Origin of the sequence: Streptococcus suis, assembly GCF_002964575.1 — a bacterium.
GTDB classification, from domain to species: domain Bacteria; phylum Bacillota; class Bacilli; order Lactobacillales; family Streptococcaceae; genus Streptococcus; species Streptococcus suis_R.
The window spans coordinates 1-16,271 of record NZ_POQQ01000042.1; the positions used below are offsets into that span (position 1 = coordinate 1).

General features: G+C 39.8%; 16 protein-coding genes and 2 pseudogenes. 4 read left to right on the forward strand and 14 right to left on the reverse strand.

Features of this window, described 5'->3' with window-relative positions; translation table 11 throughout:
• Positions 1-198 (forward strand): annotated as a pseudogene (locus tag C1E58_RS12380) (transposase); the annotation flags it as partial.
• A gap of 180 nt (positions 199-378) precedes the next feature.
• Here the strand turns inward: C1E58_RS12380 and C1E58_RS05395 are convergent.
• From C1E58_RS05395 to C1E58_RS05435, 9 genes are all read right to left on the reverse strand, one after another.
• Positions 379-1,548, reverse strand: coding sequence for an SIS domain-containing protein (locus C1E58_RS05395; RefSeq protein ID WP_105209644.1), 1,170 nt, complete (start codon positions 1,546-1,548; stop codon positions 379-381).
• Positions 1,549-1,663: 115 nt separating this feature from the next.
• Positions 1,664-1,858 (reverse strand): hypothetical protein, encoded by a 195-nt coding sequence (locus C1E58_RS05400; protein WP_105209645.1) that lies wholly within the window; start codon positions 1,856-1,858, stop codon positions 1,664-1,666.
• A 197-nt stretch (positions 1,859-2,055) separates the two neighbouring features.
• The gene (locus tag C1E58_RS05405) at positions 2,056-3,384 is read right to left on the reverse strand and encodes a DUF6287 domain-containing protein (protein ID WP_105209646.1); all 1,329 of its coding nucleotides are present in this window, start codon (positions 3,382-3,384) and stop codon (positions 2,056-2,058) included.
• Positions 3,385-4,446 (reverse strand): DUF4767 domain-containing protein, encoded by a 1,062-nt coding sequence (locus C1E58_RS05410; RefSeq protein WP_105209647.1) that lies wholly within the window; start codon positions 4,444-4,446, stop codon positions 3,385-3,387.
• A gap of 55 nt (positions 4,447-4,501) precedes the next feature.
• On the reverse strand, positions 4,502-5,674 hold the full coding sequence (locus C1E58_RS05415; protein ID WP_105209648.1) for a superinfection immunity protein: 1,173 nt from the start codon (positions 5,672-5,674) through the stop codon (positions 4,502-4,504).
• A gap of 9 nt (positions 5,675-5,683) precedes the next feature.
• Positions 5,684-6,283, reverse strand: coding sequence for a zinc ribbon domain-containing protein (locus C1E58_RS05420; RefSeq protein WP_153055823.1), 600 nt, complete (start codon positions 6,281-6,283; stop codon positions 5,684-5,686).
• A gap of 10 nt (positions 6,284-6,293) precedes the next feature.
• Positions 6,294-7,880, reverse strand: a complete 1,587-nt coding sequence (locus C1E58_RS05425) for a DUF4357 domain-containing protein (protein WP_105209650.1) — start codon at positions 7,878-7,880, stop codon at positions 6,294-6,296.
• 9 nt (positions 7,881-7,889) lie between these two features.
• A complete protein-coding gene (locus C1E58_RS05430) occupies positions 7,890-8,762 on the reverse strand; it encodes a GIY-YIG nuclease family protein (RefSeq protein WP_105209651.1) in 873 nt (290 codons plus the stop codon).
• Positions 8,763-8,771: 9 nt separating this feature from the next.
• Entirely contained in the window at positions 8,772-9,155 is a 384-nt protein-coding gene (locus tag C1E58_RS05435) for a hypothetical protein (protein WP_105114160.1), read from the reverse strand.
• A 176-nt stretch (positions 9,156-9,331) separates the two neighbouring features.
• Here C1E58_RS05435 and C1E58_RS05440 point away from each other — a divergent pair, with 176 nt between their 5' ends.
• The gene (locus tag C1E58_RS05440) at positions 9,332-9,658 is read left to right on the forward strand and encodes a helix-turn-helix domain-containing protein (RefSeq protein WP_105114161.1); all 327 of its coding nucleotides are present in this window, start codon (positions 9,332-9,334) and stop codon (positions 9,656-9,658) included.
• A 118-nt stretch (positions 9,659-9,776) separates the two neighbouring features.
• Entirely contained in the window at positions 9,777-10,076 is a 300-nt protein-coding gene (locus C1E58_RS05445) for a YbaB/EbfC family nucleoid-associated protein (RefSeq protein WP_105114162.1), read from the forward strand.
• Positions 10,077-10,117: 41 nt separating this feature from the next.
• On the opposite strand, the gene C1E58_RS05450 is transcribed toward C1E58_RS05445, so the two are convergent.
• The gene (locus C1E58_RS05450; RefSeq protein WP_105209652.1) at positions 10,118-11,878 is read right to left on the reverse strand and encodes a glycerophosphodiester phosphodiesterase; all 1,761 of its coding nucleotides are present in this window, start codon (positions 11,876-11,878) and stop codon (positions 10,118-10,120) included.
• 565 nt (positions 11,879-12,443) lie between these two features.
• Here C1E58_RS05450 and C1E58_RS05460 point away from each other — a divergent pair.
• Positions 12,444-12,764: pseudogene (locus tag C1E58_RS05460) on the forward strand (GNAT family N-acetyltransferase); the annotation flags it as partial.
• Between the two features lie 46 nt (positions 12,765-12,810).
• Here the strand turns inward: C1E58_RS05460 and C1E58_RS05465 are convergent.
• From C1E58_RS05465 to C1E58_RS05480, 4 genes are read right to left on the reverse strand one after another with little or no spacing between them, the layout of a single operon-like run.
• Complete coding sequence (locus C1E58_RS05465) at positions 12,811-13,737, reverse strand: transketolase family protein (RefSeq protein WP_105209653.1); 927 nt, start codon at positions 13,735-13,737, stop codon at positions 12,811-12,813.
• Positions 13,734-14,582: a transketolase gene (locus tag C1E58_RS05470; protein WP_105209654.1), complete on the reverse strand. Its 849-nt coding sequence runs from the start codon at positions 14,580-14,582 to the stop codon at positions 13,734-13,736. Before C1E58_RS05470 ends, C1E58_RS05465 begins: the two co-directional genes overlap by 4 nt.
• A gap of 1 nt (position 14,583) precedes the next feature.
• On the reverse strand, positions 14,584-15,930 hold the full coding sequence (locus C1E58_RS05475; protein ID WP_105209655.1) for a PTS ascorbate transporter subunit IIC: 1,347 nt from the start codon (positions 15,928-15,930) through the stop codon (positions 14,584-14,586).
• A gap of 56 nt (positions 15,931-15,986) precedes the next feature.
• Positions 15,987-16,271: a PTS sugar transporter subunit IIB gene (locus C1E58_RS05480; protein WP_105209656.1), complete on the reverse strand. Its 285-nt coding sequence runs from the start codon at positions 16,269-16,271 to the stop codon at positions 15,987-15,989.

Sequence of the window (16,271 nt, forward strand, 5' to 3'; positions counted from 1 at the left end):
TTAGTCAAAGAGGAATTGACAAGTAAAGAGGGAGCCCGCATTTATGCCAAACGCAAGGTGGATGTCGAACCTGTATTTGGTAGGATGAAGGGTGTTTTTGGCGTGCGCAGAGTCCATGTCAGAGGTCAAAAAGTGGTTGAAACTGAGATAGGATTCCTCCTAATGAGTATGAATCTCACGAAATTGGCTAAGAAATTAGTCCAAGATAATAGAGATAAAAAGAAAAACACAGACAGTACGGCTGGATTTCATCAGAAGCAGCTCAATCTGTCTGTGTTTTTTTTAGTTATTGGCTAGTTATTGGCTAGTTTTTGCCCAGCCTCACTCATCAAGTCAAGTCAACAACGTCTGAATTTGATTTTCGAAGAGTATGACTGCCTATTTTTCTAAAGGATGGATAATCACACCCTGCACCACACGGTTGACGGTACCTGTTGGTGATGGTGTATCTGGTAAATTCTTGCATTTGATAGCTGCCATGATAGATACTGTTTGGGCAAAGAGGATGTAAGGGAAGGTTAGGAAGACATCTGGCAGATCTGCTCCGCCTTCTGCCAAGACAAAGTTGGCTGCTTCTGTACCTGCTAGCTTATCAGCCGACAAGGCAACAATCCGCTCTGCTATGCCATCACCATGAACTTCATTAAGCAAATCTACATCGTACTGGCGTGTGTAGGCATCGTTTGAGGCAAAGAGGAAAATCAAGGTCTTTTCATTGATGAAGGATTTTGGTCCATGACGGAAACCGAGTGGTGACTCATACATGGTCGCAATCTTGCCTGCTGTCAATTCCAGAATTTTCAACTGAGCTTCGTGGGCAAGGCCATAGAAACCACCTGAACCCAAGTAAATCACTCGCTCAAAATCAAGGTTAACCAAGTCTTGCACGTAGTCTTCACGGTCCAAAACATCTTGACCTAGACGGGCAATGGTCTCAACCCAAGCAGCTTTTTCTTCTTGGCTGGCTGATGAGAAGACGAGGAGGGCTGTCAGAGCCATACAGCTATAAGAACCTGTCATGGCAAAGCCTTTGTCATTTGAACCCGCCGGTTGCAAGAGCAGGAGATTTTCCGCATCCCCCTCAGCCGCAAGAGCCAATTTGCCCTCTGGTGCACAGGTAATGGTCACTTGGTAAAGCTGGTCAACTAATTGCTTAGCTACTTCTACCGCTGCGACGCTTTCTGGGGAGTTACCTGAACGAGCAAAGGATACCAAAACTGTTGGCACATCTGCCTGCAAATAATCATATGGACGACCAACCAATTCAACCGTACCAATGGCAGAAAAACGAATGTGTTTCAAGTCATTGACTTGGTTGAGGTAGTTGGCAATACTTTGACCAACAAAGTCTGAAGTCCCTGCACCAGTGAAAATCACATGAACAAAGTCATGCTTGTCCTTGATGGCTGTTAAAAAGTTTTCAATCTTCTCCAGCTGGTCAATATACAGTTGATGAGCCTCTTTCCACAAGCCAGGCTGTTGGTAAATCTCAGTCGCTGTGATAAAGGCTCCCAATTTTTCTAATTCTTCTTTTGCTAAACGGAACATAGGTCCTCCTTGTTTTCTGGTTATAACCAGTTTTTCTTTTATTATACAAGAAAGTGTTTACAAAGTCAAATTAAAATAGATTGATATATGTAATTCGTCAGAGATGCCATCACTCTCAATCTCGTAAATGTATCCCGTTTTCTGCCAATATTCTTTTTAATTCCCCATCACCTTCAGGGGCTAGATCAGCAATCTTTTGAAAATGTTCCTTCGGGGCGTGTATCAACAATAATCGATGCACGCTGCCCTCTGGCCTGCGTGCATATTCTGCAATCTTACTATAAATTTTATCTACTGTATCATAAATCATACTTTTCTCCTTCTGACACACGTATACTCGCACCACTAACTTTCAATAGAGTCTATTCCTCTAGAAAAGCTTCGTCATCTGAATAAGCTTCTATATTTTTTGTTTGTATATGGAGTGAAGCCTAAATCTACACGTGTATGAATGAGGGGAACAGAATAAAACAATCTTCCTACAAATATGTAAGAAGATTTTTATAATTACTCTACTTTATAGTAAATTTTTCCTTGGTGTGCGACTCCTTCGCTGGTACCGACTATAATCCTAATCTTAGTATTATCAGTATCTTTTTCCTCGTTTAATGTAACTCCTTCTGGAATGATTGTTATAAAAGCTCCTTGAATTGCATTTTGCCAAGTTGTAGATTCATCGCCAATCACTCCTCGAATATACTTCTCTTCTTCAATTCTTAAATCTCTCAGCCCTATATTATCTCCTTGACCTGAATTTTCCCATTTGAGAATCCCCTTTTCATCAAGAGTAAAAGTATAGTAAGAATTTTTCCAAGTTCCAACTAAGCTAGAAAAATCACCTCGTAACAAGTCTGTTAAATTAACCGATGACACATTAGCTTGCTCATCAGATTTAATATCAGAACGAACATCCGAATATGAATATAAGACCATCTCCCCATCAAAAGTCTTTACAACAACTCTATCTTTTTGAGAGTCAGTTCCTGAATAATCAATTCCTTTCGGAACAAAGGTATAAGTATAATGTGTACCTAAATTAGTGAGAGCTGTTAGAGAAATTTTTCCTCCACTAGCTTCACCAACTGCATATCCTTCATATACTTGCTTGCTTGTATTTAGAAATCCAAATCTATCCCCTATAATCTTATTATTACTTGAGCCGCTAGACATGTTGTCAGTACTAACCCCATTAATATAAGCTATGCCGTCGTCATATATTGTTACTTTAGACTCTCCATCTTCAGAGACCCAAACTCCACTTACGGACGAAAAATCTTGATTAGATAATTCCGTCAAATCTATTTGGTAGAGACCTTTGACATCGAAGGGAGACCAATTTTTATCAGAAGAGACTGCTGGACCTACTTTTACCCTTTTGACCTTCCCAAATGAAATATCAAACTTCTCTAGTACGTTTATTGTTTCCGCTCCATCAGCAAACCCTATGTACATTTCTAACTTCCCATCATCATCTAGATCATCAATTAGATAGGAAGGGGATCGAGTTGGTTGCTCGAAATATGCAGCACTTACTTTCTGACTATCTTTCTGTAGAATGGCTTCCTGATGGTTAGATACTACTGTCTCATAAAGTCCACGATAGCGACTCTCTTGACTCTGATAATACATTTTCAAGGCTGGTTTGTAGCCGATGAACACGAGAACCATCATCAATAATACTACCGAAACTTGCTGCCAAACTGGAATTCTCCTAAAACGTGACCAATATGACCTTCTCTTTATCTCACCTTTTTGAAAAGCGAGTTTCACTTCAACATCACTAGGTTTTCGACCATTAATAGCTTCAAAATAGTTTACCCATTCTTTTTCAATCACTTAATTTCCTCCTACTATTTTCTCAAATCCTTCCTTCAAATCTGCATTATCCGTCACTCTAACTTTATAGATATTATCCTGACTTATAGAAGAGTAAAGTACGACAGGGGTGCCGTCTTTTTTTATTGTGAACAAATAATTGTGTTCCAGCTTACCACCAGCCACAACTTGTGAAAATTGATAAATACCAACAATATGATATTCAGCCTTACCGGTTCCATCCGTAATAAAATCTACAGAGTAATCTGGAGCTACTCCTGATCCATCAGCAACTACCACTGTTTGTTCCCTAACCACATTAGTCACATCTTGATAGCCACTTTGGTTCATTGAATTCCCCCAGCTCACCATCAAGTCTGCAAGTTGTTGACTTTGTTCTTGAGTCCAAAGAGGAGTTTCATTTGTTTTCTGAGTATGGTAGGCGATAGAATATTGTGTATTCTCTACATTTTTAAAATCGGCTTCTCGATAATATACGTCCGACACAATTCCTTCTGAAACGATACGAACGGTGGTAGTCATTGTTGGAATGCCTCCAGATATCATCTCAACAGGTAGATTGTATTCCACACCTTTAGGAATGATTTTAAGAGTAGGTGCGCCTGCTAAATTAACGGGCGATAAAATCAGCATGCCATTTTCTTCACGAACTTGATGATTTTTAAAATAATCACCCCAGTTAAATTCTTTGGGACTTTCAGAGATTTCTGTGTACCACAAACCTGCTATACTCGCATAATTTCCTGCTTGGATCGCTGACAAATCAATCCCATCTTCCTCTTTTTGCGCGCTCGACGATTGCGGCTGACTTGCTTTTGTCTGGCTTGTTGATGAGCTAGCCTCAGTCAATATATTGGAAGTTTCTTGGTTTGATGTATTTGTCAAAAACATGTAGGCGGCTCCTGCGATAGCTACAATCCCGACCAAACCATAGACCCATTTTAGAAATGATTTTTTAGGAGACTGCACAAGCCCGCTTTTCACTGCTTCCTGCAATTCCGCAGGAGTAGGCTTTCGTCCGTTCATTGCTTCAAAATAAGCAATCCATTCTATTTCGTTCATCTATACTCCTATTTCTTGCGCTAAGATATATCCTATACGGCACATATAACTATCATCACCTATCTGCCATTTTGCGGATTAAATAATCCATCTCTTGTTGACGTCTCCTGTTTTTATTTGATGAAGTCGCAACAAAAAGCAAAATAAACCAACCGATGACTGTCCAACCAAATAATAAAAGGCACAACCAGAGGACAATCTTCAATCCACTGCTTTGGCAGATAAAAGCTGGTAGGAAATAAATGAAGACTACGAGAGCCGCTGCTAAAATCAGTGCAAAAATACTATCTCCAATATAAATTCCATTGTTGCTTAAAAATTCTGATAGGCTTGAAGCACTTAAAAGTAATACAATTAGTGGAATCCCAAAAAATAGCCAGTTTAGAATAGTTGAACCTGTATGGCGATATTTAAAGGCTTCTTCGCTTCTATTGTAGTTTGGACTAGGATTAGAATGTTGGACTGGAACATGAGCTGCTGCAACTGTTTCTTTCTGTGCCTTTGTTGAAGCTACCTTAAAATGGGTCTCAGAAACTTTTTCTTTTACCATTGATGAAGCTTTTTCAAACCCTTGTGCTGCACTTGGCTTGACCAAAAGTGGCACGATAAGAAGAGCTCCCATGAATAGCATTAAAAACATCAAACTCGGAAGTACAATAAAATCAGATGTTAGAATCCCCAACAACATTGCAACTAACGTGGTCCCCAATAACCCTGCTCCCCCTAGCAATGCTTTGTGGGATTGACCTTTATAAAGTTGATAGTTCAAAAAAACTAACAGCGCAGTAAAGACTAAAGAAACCACGTTGGGCAAGAAGTAAGAAGAACCTAAAACTATAGCAATAGTTAGAAATAGAAAGAGTACACTGACAATTGTAAATAGAATAACTAAAAATTTATGGAGACTACCCAAATGAAAAAGTGTCCCTTGATTGATTTCAATTCCTAATTTATTTAATTGTTCCTCTAACCAGTGGCCCCAGCGATCTAACCAACGATTTGACTTAACCATATAATATTGTCCATTATCCAGTAGTGACTGACTCTCGCGAAAGGATACAGTTTCCGTTGAAAGATTCATTTGGCCACAATGTTGGCAATAGTTTGAAGTGAGGACATACTCTTGACAAGAGGTACAAAAGTCGTAAGATGTTACTTTTTTTAAATCTTCTTGATTCTCCCAGAGAACCTTCCTCAGACGATCTATATAAACCTGATTTCTATCCATCGTACTCTCCTAAGCAAATTCTTTTCCACAACAAGCACAGAACTTATTCTTGCCCGCTTGCGAAGTCGAACATAGGTCACACTCTTTTAGAGTTGCTTCTTCAAGAGCAGATAGTTCTTGAACATCACTTCCACAAACCGAACAGAAACGACTATCTGAACTTAAGAGATTACCACAGGCTAAACATGATTTTTCACGTGGAACGTGGATATTGTAATCTTGACGGAGTTTATAAGATTCCTGTAAGATACCAATAATCGCAGATACTTCCTTTTCAAGATCTATGTCCTTCTGGTTGATAGATTGATTATAATAGGCTAATCCCAATTCAAAGAAATGCTTAGACAAGGTCGTATCCTTTTCTTCAATCTGCTTGCGCAAAGCTCGCAATTCAGTATTTAGCAATAAATCCTTCTGACTAATAACTGATTTAGGTTGCAGATTTTCTGAGTGATTCTCTGCAACCTGCTCTTCAACTACATTCTGCTCAGTCTGAACAGGCTCGATCTTGAATTCCCCATTCTTTAATGCTTCTGAAAATTCAGCTGGTTCTGGATTACGTCCATTTGTCGCTTGAAATAATTCTACCCATTCTTTTTGATTCATCATATTCTCCCCTTTACGACTTATGCAACTCTTTAAAAGTCACACCTTCTTCATTTTTCCAAACGGTATTTCCGTTTTGGCTAGCTCCAGCAACGAATGATGCAGCTGCCGAGATACTCGAAAACTCAATATCAACTACTAGTCTATTTCCATTAATCTTGTCAGCATATTGTTGCCTTGCTTTGATAGTCCCTTGAGGACAAGAGGGCACTATTTCTGGATTAATTTGACTACCTTTTTTTACAATAAATCCTTTTGTGGTCAAATAACCATTAGCCTGAAAACCTTTGTAGTTCATTGAAAATATTTGAAATTTTTCTAATTCATTATTTATGGATGTTTTGAAATCATTACAATTCAAAGTCTCATCATCACGTTGGATAATACTACTTAAATTTACTATTTCTTCATTGCCAAATATTAAGTCTTCACTTTCTTTAAAATTAATCTCACCTAATAGTTTCATACTTTCTTGTGAATGGACATACCATTTATTACTATTAGATTTCAGTGAAAGAAAGTAATTACCTAACGGTCTGGGTTGCCAAATCTGTGTATCATTAAGTTGACTAAAATTATATTTAGTAGTCCCATCTCTTAACAATAATCTATCTAATACAAATCTATAGTTTCCATCAAAATAAGTTGTAAACTTTGGATGTAAAACAGCCCCATACTTAGAATTCAAACTCAAATCTCTATCGAATTCCTTAACCAATTTTCTTGATTCCAATGATTCTAAACGATAATATTCAAAGTCTGGTCCAAGAGCATATGTATCAAAACCATCCATATTGCCACCCCATTTTAGTTGATCTTCATGAAATTTGTTATACCAAATTGTATTATCAGACATACTCATCATTCGAAACTCAAAACCCTTAAATTTTGGTAACGGACTAACAATTTTAGTCTTCATCGAAAATATGGACGGTACGACACGACCTGATATTATAGGGTAATACATCAGATATTCATTATTCGCAAAAAAAATACTCCCTGTATACTCAATTGATTCGCCACCTTTTGTTTTAAAACTCTTTAAAAGTAGTTCATCAATATTTGTTTGAATATCAAATTTATGAATCTCTTGTTCATAGGAATAATAAATAAATTGATCAGTAATATAGTAATTATTATTTATCCTAGCTTTTAACGGCAGTACCCGTTGAATTTTTCTATCAAAATCAACATGAATAAATTGATTCCCCTTCCCACATTTGATAAAAATACCAAATGAATTAACATAAACCTGGTTTTCTGCAAAATTATCAGAAAATAAATCTTGATTCTGTAACTTGACAAATAAATGTTTGGTACCTTTCTTAGGAGAATAAACAACAATATAGAAGTTCGAATTTATCATACTAACATAGAAAAACATTTCTCTATATTCGGAAATAGGATACATTCTTTCACTATCATAAAAATTTCCGCGATAAGCTTGTAGCATATACTCCCGTCCTTGAGTTTCAGCCCGTTTCTGTATCTTTTCTGAAGATTGAGTTTTCATAGCTTCCTTCTGACTCACTTTTGTCCCACAGTTTGGACAAAACTTAAAACCTGTTTCTACCTTGTTTCCACATTCTATACAAAACATTTCTAATTCCTACACTTTCAATTCACCTAAAGTTTGACCAGCTTGTGTTTTCCACAATTTATTCCCACTTAGACTAGCTCCTCCGACAAAGCAAGCAGCTTGGGAAGGGCTCGTAAATAAAATATCCTCCGAAAGACAACCATTGGCAATGCTCTCTGCATGGAATTCTCTTAAACGTCTAATGGAATCGGACACAGAATTTGCCATTTGAGGTGAAATCTGACTACCTGAGAACACCAAAAATCCTTCATTTGTCAAGCTACCTTTGGCAGTGTAGCCATTATAGGTCATCGTTAGAGAAATAGAGTTATCTGATTCGGTCTCTTGAACAAGGGTTTTATCGAAAGCTTTAGCAACCGTTTCAAAGGCTTTATAACCAAGAACCCCTGTCAAAATAATAGCTTGCTCGATGAAATCCTCTAGCTCAGCAATTTTTTCCTCAGTCACATTACCTATTGTTGGTTCAACCTTATTTTTTACTGCAAATCGTTTTGCATTTTTTGCCAAATTGTAAAAACGATTTTCTAAATAAGAGATTTCTGTCGGACCAAAGGTATTGTCTGTGGTTGTTAAAATAATTGCATCCTTAAAAAATGACTTTTCTTCATTTCGCATATGCTCCTTTAATCTACCTAAAGTCGCTTGCTGATTTTTACGCTCTCCAGCTTGCCCAACATAAACTAAAGGACGTTGGCTTTCTTCTTCCTCACCAAATAAGAAATAGATCCCTGAGTAACTCAACTCTGCTCTGTCGACACTATCTTCTAAATCTAGTTTTGGAATTTTCAAAGCTACCCCAGTATGATTAGCTAAAGAAGCCTTCACGCGCCCTGTCATTGTCCCATCTATTAAAAATAAAGTAACAACTTTTGAAGTACCCATAACATTCCCCTATCGTTTCTTAACCGGTTTATATAAGTACAATCCTCCATAATCATCAACATCCACTTTATAACCCGCTTTACGTAACTCCGTAGCAGTTTTGGCTGCAATTTTTTTCTTATCATCATCTGAGTATTGATAATGTGGTGGTAATTTCTTAGCCAACGCTGTAGAATGTAGCACATCCGAAGTTTGCCACTTATGGAAGTAAACTTTGAATTTTTTCGGATGCCATAATCCGCTACCATCAAATACAGTCGTTTTTGATGCTTTCTTAAACTCCTCAACTGCATATTTCTTATAATTTCTATGTAGTTGATCTTTTTGAGCTGTTGTTAAGACTAATTTACTAAAGTGAACTTTTGCTGAAGCAACGGAATAATAGTGAGTCATAAATAACCTCCAAATTGATAGTCCTGAAACATAAAATAGCAAATAAACTATTGCATTCTATAAAACTATTTTATCAGTTGAAACAGTTTTTTACAACTGTTTTTGTAAATAACAGTTATATATAGTGGTTTTGTTATCTAATAATACCTGTATGATAGACCATAAGAGGTACTTTCATGGATAATAAACTACAAGACTATATTTCCAAAAGGATTCGCTTATTGCGCATTCAAGAAGGAATGACCCAAATGGAGCTAGAAGAAAAAGCTAATCTCGGCTATAACTACATATATAAATTAGAGAACAAAGCAAATAACATTACTCTATCGACACTGTCAAAAATCATGGAGGCTTTGAAAGTCGATATCCCAACTTTTTTTGATGTTGAATTTTCTACGGATCCTGAAATTGAAGAGTTGATCCTACTCATGACTGATTTACCTAAGAAAAAGCGCTCAGAAGTAATCCAAGCAATCAATACTCTTGTGAAAACACTAAAATAGAAAAAACTCATTCGATTGCTTAGCCGAATAAGATATCACTACAACAAACTCACCTTACCAAATTTCCTTTTTTAATGTTATAATAAATCCATAAGATTTTTTAAGGAGAATAGTTATTATGATGAATATGCAGCAAATGATGAAGCAGGCTCAGAAGCTTCAAAAGCAAATGGAGAAGAGCCAGGCTGAGTTGGCAGCTACTCAATTTACTGGTAGCTCAGTGCAGGATTTGGTTACGGCTACTTTTACTGGTGATAAGAAATTGGTTTCTATCGATTTCAAGCCTGAGGTTGTGGATGCTGATGACCTTGAAACCTTGCAGGACATGACTATCCAAGCAGTCAATGATGCTCTTGCAAAAGTTGACGATGCCACTCAGAAGAAACTTGGTGCCTTTGCAGGTAAATTACCATTTTAAGACAGAAAAGACGCGATTGGGCTAGGCCCTCGCGTCTTTGTTTATTCAAAATTATAGAGTAAGGACTGCAACTGCAAAAGGTAATGATCAGAATAACGATGATCCGTTTGCAAGTCCTTCAGCAGTTGCTTTAATTCTGTCATATTGTCTGTGATAATGCCGTCCACCTGTAATAAAACCATCTGCGTCATGGTATCCGTATCGTTGGGTGTCCAAGCATAGACAGACTTCCCTTTTAGCCAAGACTTGACCATAAAGTTCTGGTCTAAGGAGGTAAATTCCATGGTATAACCATCTGCGACGGTTGTCGGATAGATAGAGTTGAATGGTAGGATAAAAAAGGAGACCAGATTTTTACTGTATTCTTTGACTTGGATAATGGTTCTATAGTCCAAGGACTGAATTTGGTGGCCCTTGGCAAGGAGGCGTTGGCCATATTTCTTCAGGAAATTTTTGGTCAACTGTGGCGAGTCGGCATTCGTCACCTTAATCTCCACCAACAATTTTTGCCCTAGCTCATCCGCCTTATCCAGATAGGTATCAAAAGAAGGGACAGGAGCTGTCATCCCGTTTTCAGATGCAGTCATGGCCGTCAACTCTGCTAGGCTATAATCATGTGTACCTCCGGGATTGCCCGTCAAAGCCATCAGGTCTGTATCGTGCATGACCACAAACTGGCCGTCCTTGGTTTCCTGAATGTCCATCTCGATATAATCTGGCTGGAGCTGAGAGGTTTTCTCCAAGGCCTCGATAGAGTTCTGCACCGCATTTCCATTGTCAACACCGCGGTGGGAGATAGTCACAGGCAGGTTCTCATAAGGATAGTAGAGCGTCATGGCTCCCTGAACGCCAAAGACCAGACTGGAGACTCCTAGAATAGCTAGACGCAGACGATGACGCAGGCGTTTCCGTCGATAGGAGGGCAGTTTTTTGCCGGTCAATAGGCTGACAAATCCCAGCATAAAGAGGGCAACCACCCCATAATAAGACAGTTTTAATACGATATAGGAGAAGACCGCTAGTCCAAAGGAGAGTTGAGGAAAGGGTTTTTCTAGGAACAATTGCAGAGCATAGAGCAAGATGCCAATCACCGCAAAGAGGAGGACTGGAGAGGTCACTAGCCAGAAAAGCCGCAAAAGGGAAGTCATCTGCTGGCGCCCCTTGGTTCTCTCCCAAGAATAGGCGATGGATTCTTTAACGCTTCGGTGTTCAAAATAAATCTTTGGAAGAGCGTACATGAAGCGAGCTGCCAACCAAAAGAAGAGGAAAACCGAAAGGAAAATCAAGATGGCCAGCCATAAGGTGTTAGAAAAATAATCAATTAGAAACTGTGGAACAACAATCTTATTGAAGTAGTAAATATTTAAAATCCGTCGTAAAAAGGGCAGGAGGATGACCGAATAAAAGAGTAGAAAGAGGACCTTGGGAAGGGTACTATGGCAAATGATAGCCAGCATGCTATCTCGGACGTCCCGTAAATAATCTGGTAGATGTTTGACCTTTTCATCCAAAAGCTGCCAAACACCCGTAAAGAGCAAGGCGAGTTCTAAGTAGGCGATGGCGATATTGGCAAAAAAGAGTAAGATAAATAGGCCCGTCACCAACAAGTTCTCTGTAACTACCGCAAAGAGATTGGTCGGTGAGAGATAGGCATGGTCTGTCATAGCTAACAAGCTCTCCGAAAGCCAGGAATTGAGGGGTATCCAGACAAATTCCATAAAGGCAAAAAGGGTAAAAAAGAGCAGTAAAATCTTATCTAAATTGTAATAAACTTTCTGAAATGTACGTCGTATCCTTTTCATACACCTAGTTTCCCATATTCTACTAGGAATTGCAAGCCTTCAACAAATATGCTAGACTAGAAAATAAAGGAGGTTCTCATGATTAGAATTGCACCGATGACTGATACTCAATGAAAATTAAAAATAGCCTAGGAAACGAAGCCGACGATAGAACTCTGTTACTATCTTGTTTCAAGGTAACAGGCTGAAAAGCTCCACCGGAGCTTTTCACTCATCAAGGCTCTTGACAACGGATAATTTTAATTTTCGAAGAGTATGAAGATTATTTGTATACACTTTGGAAAATTGGCCACCGTCAAGTCGCGCCTCGATGGAAGGAGTTTGCGGCCCCCTATTTTGATGACTACCAGGCCTGCGCCACTTTTGAAGAGTTTCAAGCATTAGAACTCTACCAGTGGCTACAAAAAGATTGCGTCAGAGCAATCCTGGTGGATTAGCTGCCTATCGGCTTTGTGGGCTATTATCGTCATTTCGTTTTTCTTTTATTACTTCGTTAACTCGCCTTGCCTAACTCCAGTTATGCCTGCGGCTCGTTGCCTAGTACTAAAAGTAAACTAAAAGACTATACTGGGAGTGCCAGCAAACACGCTGGCTCGAAATCGGGATTGAAATCTATGACGATAAGGTCTGGGGCAAAGGATATGGCACAGCTGCTCTCAAACTCTGGATTGACACCATTTTCCAGCAATTTACAGAATTAGAACACATTGGGCTCACTACCTGGTCTGGCAACAAGGGTATGATGAGAACCGCAGAAAAATTAGGCATGACCAAAGAAGCCCATATCCGCAAGGTTCGGTACTGGCAAGGGCATTATCATGATTCTATCAAATATGGGATGTTAAGAGACGAATGGCTAGAGCATAAGAAAAAATCAAGTTCCTAAGAGCTTGATTTTTCGTTTTCGCTTTCCCTACAGAATATCCGTTTTACTATTGTTGTAAATTTAACTGCACCTGCTTAACAATGTGCTCCGCTGTCAAACCGTAAACTTCCATCAAATAAGCCTGTTGACCCACCTGACCAAAAGACTCATCAACACCGATTCGATGTACTGGGGTGTCGGAATCCGTTGCCATTAGTTCACAAATGCTGCTACCTAGTCCACCAATTCGGTTATGGTTTTCAACCGTCAGGACCGGCTTCCCTGATAGCAAGCTTGGAATATCCTCGTGAATCGGTTTTATCCGGAAGAGGTCGATGACCTGGACAGAAATCCCTGCTTGCTCCAATTTCTCTGCCGCTAATAGAGCTTGCTCTACCATAATCCCGCTGGCAACCAGGGTCATATCATTCCCTTGCCTGAGGACACAGTAGCCTTTGCTAAAGTCTTCTCCACCTTGGTAAATGGCCTTAGGAGCCTTCCGAATCGTGCGAATATACTTGAGGCCTTCTAGCTGTGTTGTTTCCTCAAGGACAGCATGGAACTGGATATCGTCACTGACTTCATAAACACGAGCTTTTGGAATCAGTCGCATTAGTCCCAACTCTTCAAATGGCATATGCGTACCGCCATTCATCTCAGCAGATACTCCCGCATCCGACCCTACAATCGTAGCATTGAGCTGGGCATAAGCCAGGGAAATAAATACTTGGTCGTAAACACGACGACTTGCAAAGGGACCAAAGGTGTGAATATAGGGCTTGTAACCCAGAAGGGACAAACCTGCCGCTACCCCCACCATTTCCTGCTCCATAATGCCGACATTGACATACCGTCCACCAAGAACAGAGGACAATTTATTTGTGGCCATAGAGCTAGATAAATCTGCCTCAATAGCTGCTATGGTGGTGTCTTCCTGCCCTATATGAGCCAAGAAATCACTGTAAACCAACCGCATTTCTTTTGTCTCTCTCATTCTGCCACCTCTAATTCTCTCGCTAAACCAAGAGCCTCTTGCTCCAAATCCTCCTGCAATTGACCTGCCAAACGCAAATGGTGATTGCTTTCTAATTCTTCTAAGAAGGTAACTCCCTGCCCTTTAGTTGTATCTAGAACAATACATTTTGGTTGCGGAGAAGCACTGGCTTTCATTGACTGAATAGCCTCAAGAATCGCATCTATATCAGCACCATTCACACGCACCGCTTCCCAACCAAAAGCCTGAAATTTTTCAACAAAATCAAAGGTTTGGCAAATATCACGGGTACGACCGTCTAATTGTTTTTTATTGTCATCCACAAAGAGAATTAGTTTCGATAGTTCATGGTGGGCTGCAAACTGAGCTGCTTCCCAGCATTGACCTTCATTCAATTCCCCGTCCCCTACCAATGTGTAGGTATAGTAAGGGGACTGTTCAATTTTCTTACCGTATGCTACCCCAGTAGCGACACTCATCCCTTGACCTAGAGAGCCTGTCGTCATATCGACACCAGGAGTTAGATTGCGGTCCGGATGTGAGGGTAGGCGAGTGCCGTTCTGATTCAGCGACAAGAGAAAATCGCGATCAAAGAAGCCTTTCAAGTGCAAGGTACTGTACAAGGCTGGACCTGCATGTCCCTTAGAGAGAATAAAGTGGTCACGCTCCTTAGAAGAGAAATTCTGGACACGAATGTCCAGAATATTCCCATATAGAGCAGCCAACACTTCTACGATTGACAAGCTACCACCATAGTGACCGAAACCTAATTGATTCAAGGTAGCTAAGGTATGGTAGCGAATTTCTTTCGCAAATCGTTGTAAATCCGTTGTGCTGCTAGTCATATTAGCCTTCTTTCTGTTCTTTCTTCACCAATGACAATCCAAGCATCAAAGCCAATACAGCAAAGATACCAACTGAAACTGTGAGTATACCGCCATTCTTAGCCAGCACTCCTAGGAAGATACCAGAAAGACCAAAGTCTGCATCTGAGAAAGTTGAACCAGCAAAACCAAGGTCTCCCAAAACTGGAAGCAAGAACACTGGTAGGAAGCTAATCAGAACACCTTGCATAAAGGCACCGCAAACAGCTCCACGAACACCGCCTGACGCATTTCCCATAACCCCTGCAGTTGCTCCACAGAAGAAGTGTGGTACGACACCTGGAAGGATAACGACACCGCCAGTCAAGGCAAGGATAATCATGCTGACAATACCACCAGCAAAGCTAGAGATAAAACCAATCAATACTGCGTTTGGAGCATAAGGGTAAACAACCGGACAGTCCAAAGCTGGTTTTGAATTTGGTACCAATTTTTCAGAAATTCCTTTGAAGGCTGGAACAATCTCCGCCAAAATCAAACGAACACCGGACAAGATAACAAACACACCTGCTGCAAAAGTACCACCCAAGGTAAGAGCATAAATCATGCTGTTGGTGCCACCGCTCAGGTTTTCCTTAATATAGTCACCACCTGCAAACAAAGCTACAATCATGTAGATCAAAGACATTGAAATGGCGATGCTGACGGTTGAATCACGCAAGAAAGCCAAACCTTTAGGGAAGTTGATATCCTCAGTTGATTTAGATTTGTCACCAACCAAACCACCGACAACCCCACTCAACCAGTAACCAAGAGCACTGAAGTGACCGAGGGCAACGTTGTCATTTCCTGTCAATTGAATCATGTATTTTTGAACAAAGGCTGGAGAGAGTGTCATAATAAGACCCAACGCCAAACCACCCATTACAATCAAGCCAACAGAAGTGAAACCTGCCACGCTCATGATAACAGCAATCATACAAGCCATGTAAAGCGTATGGTGACCTGTCAAGAAAATATATTTGAAGCGGGTAAAGCGAGCAATAGCAATGTTAAAAACCATTCCGAGCAACATAATCAAGGAAGTCGCTGTACCGTATTTATCCAAAGCCATTGCCACAATCGCTTCGTTGTTTGGTACAACCCCTGTCAAATTGAAGGCCTGTTCAAACATTTGACCGAATGGTTCAAGTGAGCCTACGATGATATCCGCACCACCACCGACAACAATAAAACCAACAAAGGTTTTTAGACCGCCTTTAATCAAGTCCGATGCAGGTTTTTTCTGCAAAGCCAGACCCAATATTGCAATAAGAGCAACTAAGATTGCCGGTGTTTTGGCAACATCAATGAGAAAATCCAATATCATTTTCTGTCTCCTTTATAAAATAATAATATGAGGGGCTAACCCTTTTATGCAATAGTTTATACTAAACCTTTCTCTTTACAAATAGCTGTCACAAGCTCTCGTAACTCATCCATATCGATAATACTGTTGAGAATGCGAACATCTCCCAAATGAGTCGCTGAATCTGCTAGGTCTCGTCCAACAATCCACACATCTGCTTCACTTGGATTAGCTCCACCTAAATCATAATGTTCCACATGGACATCAGACACACCTAAATCTCGCAAAATAGATTCAATATTCATCTGAACCATAAAGCTAGAGCCTAAACCTGAACCACAGGCTGTTCCAATTCGTAACAT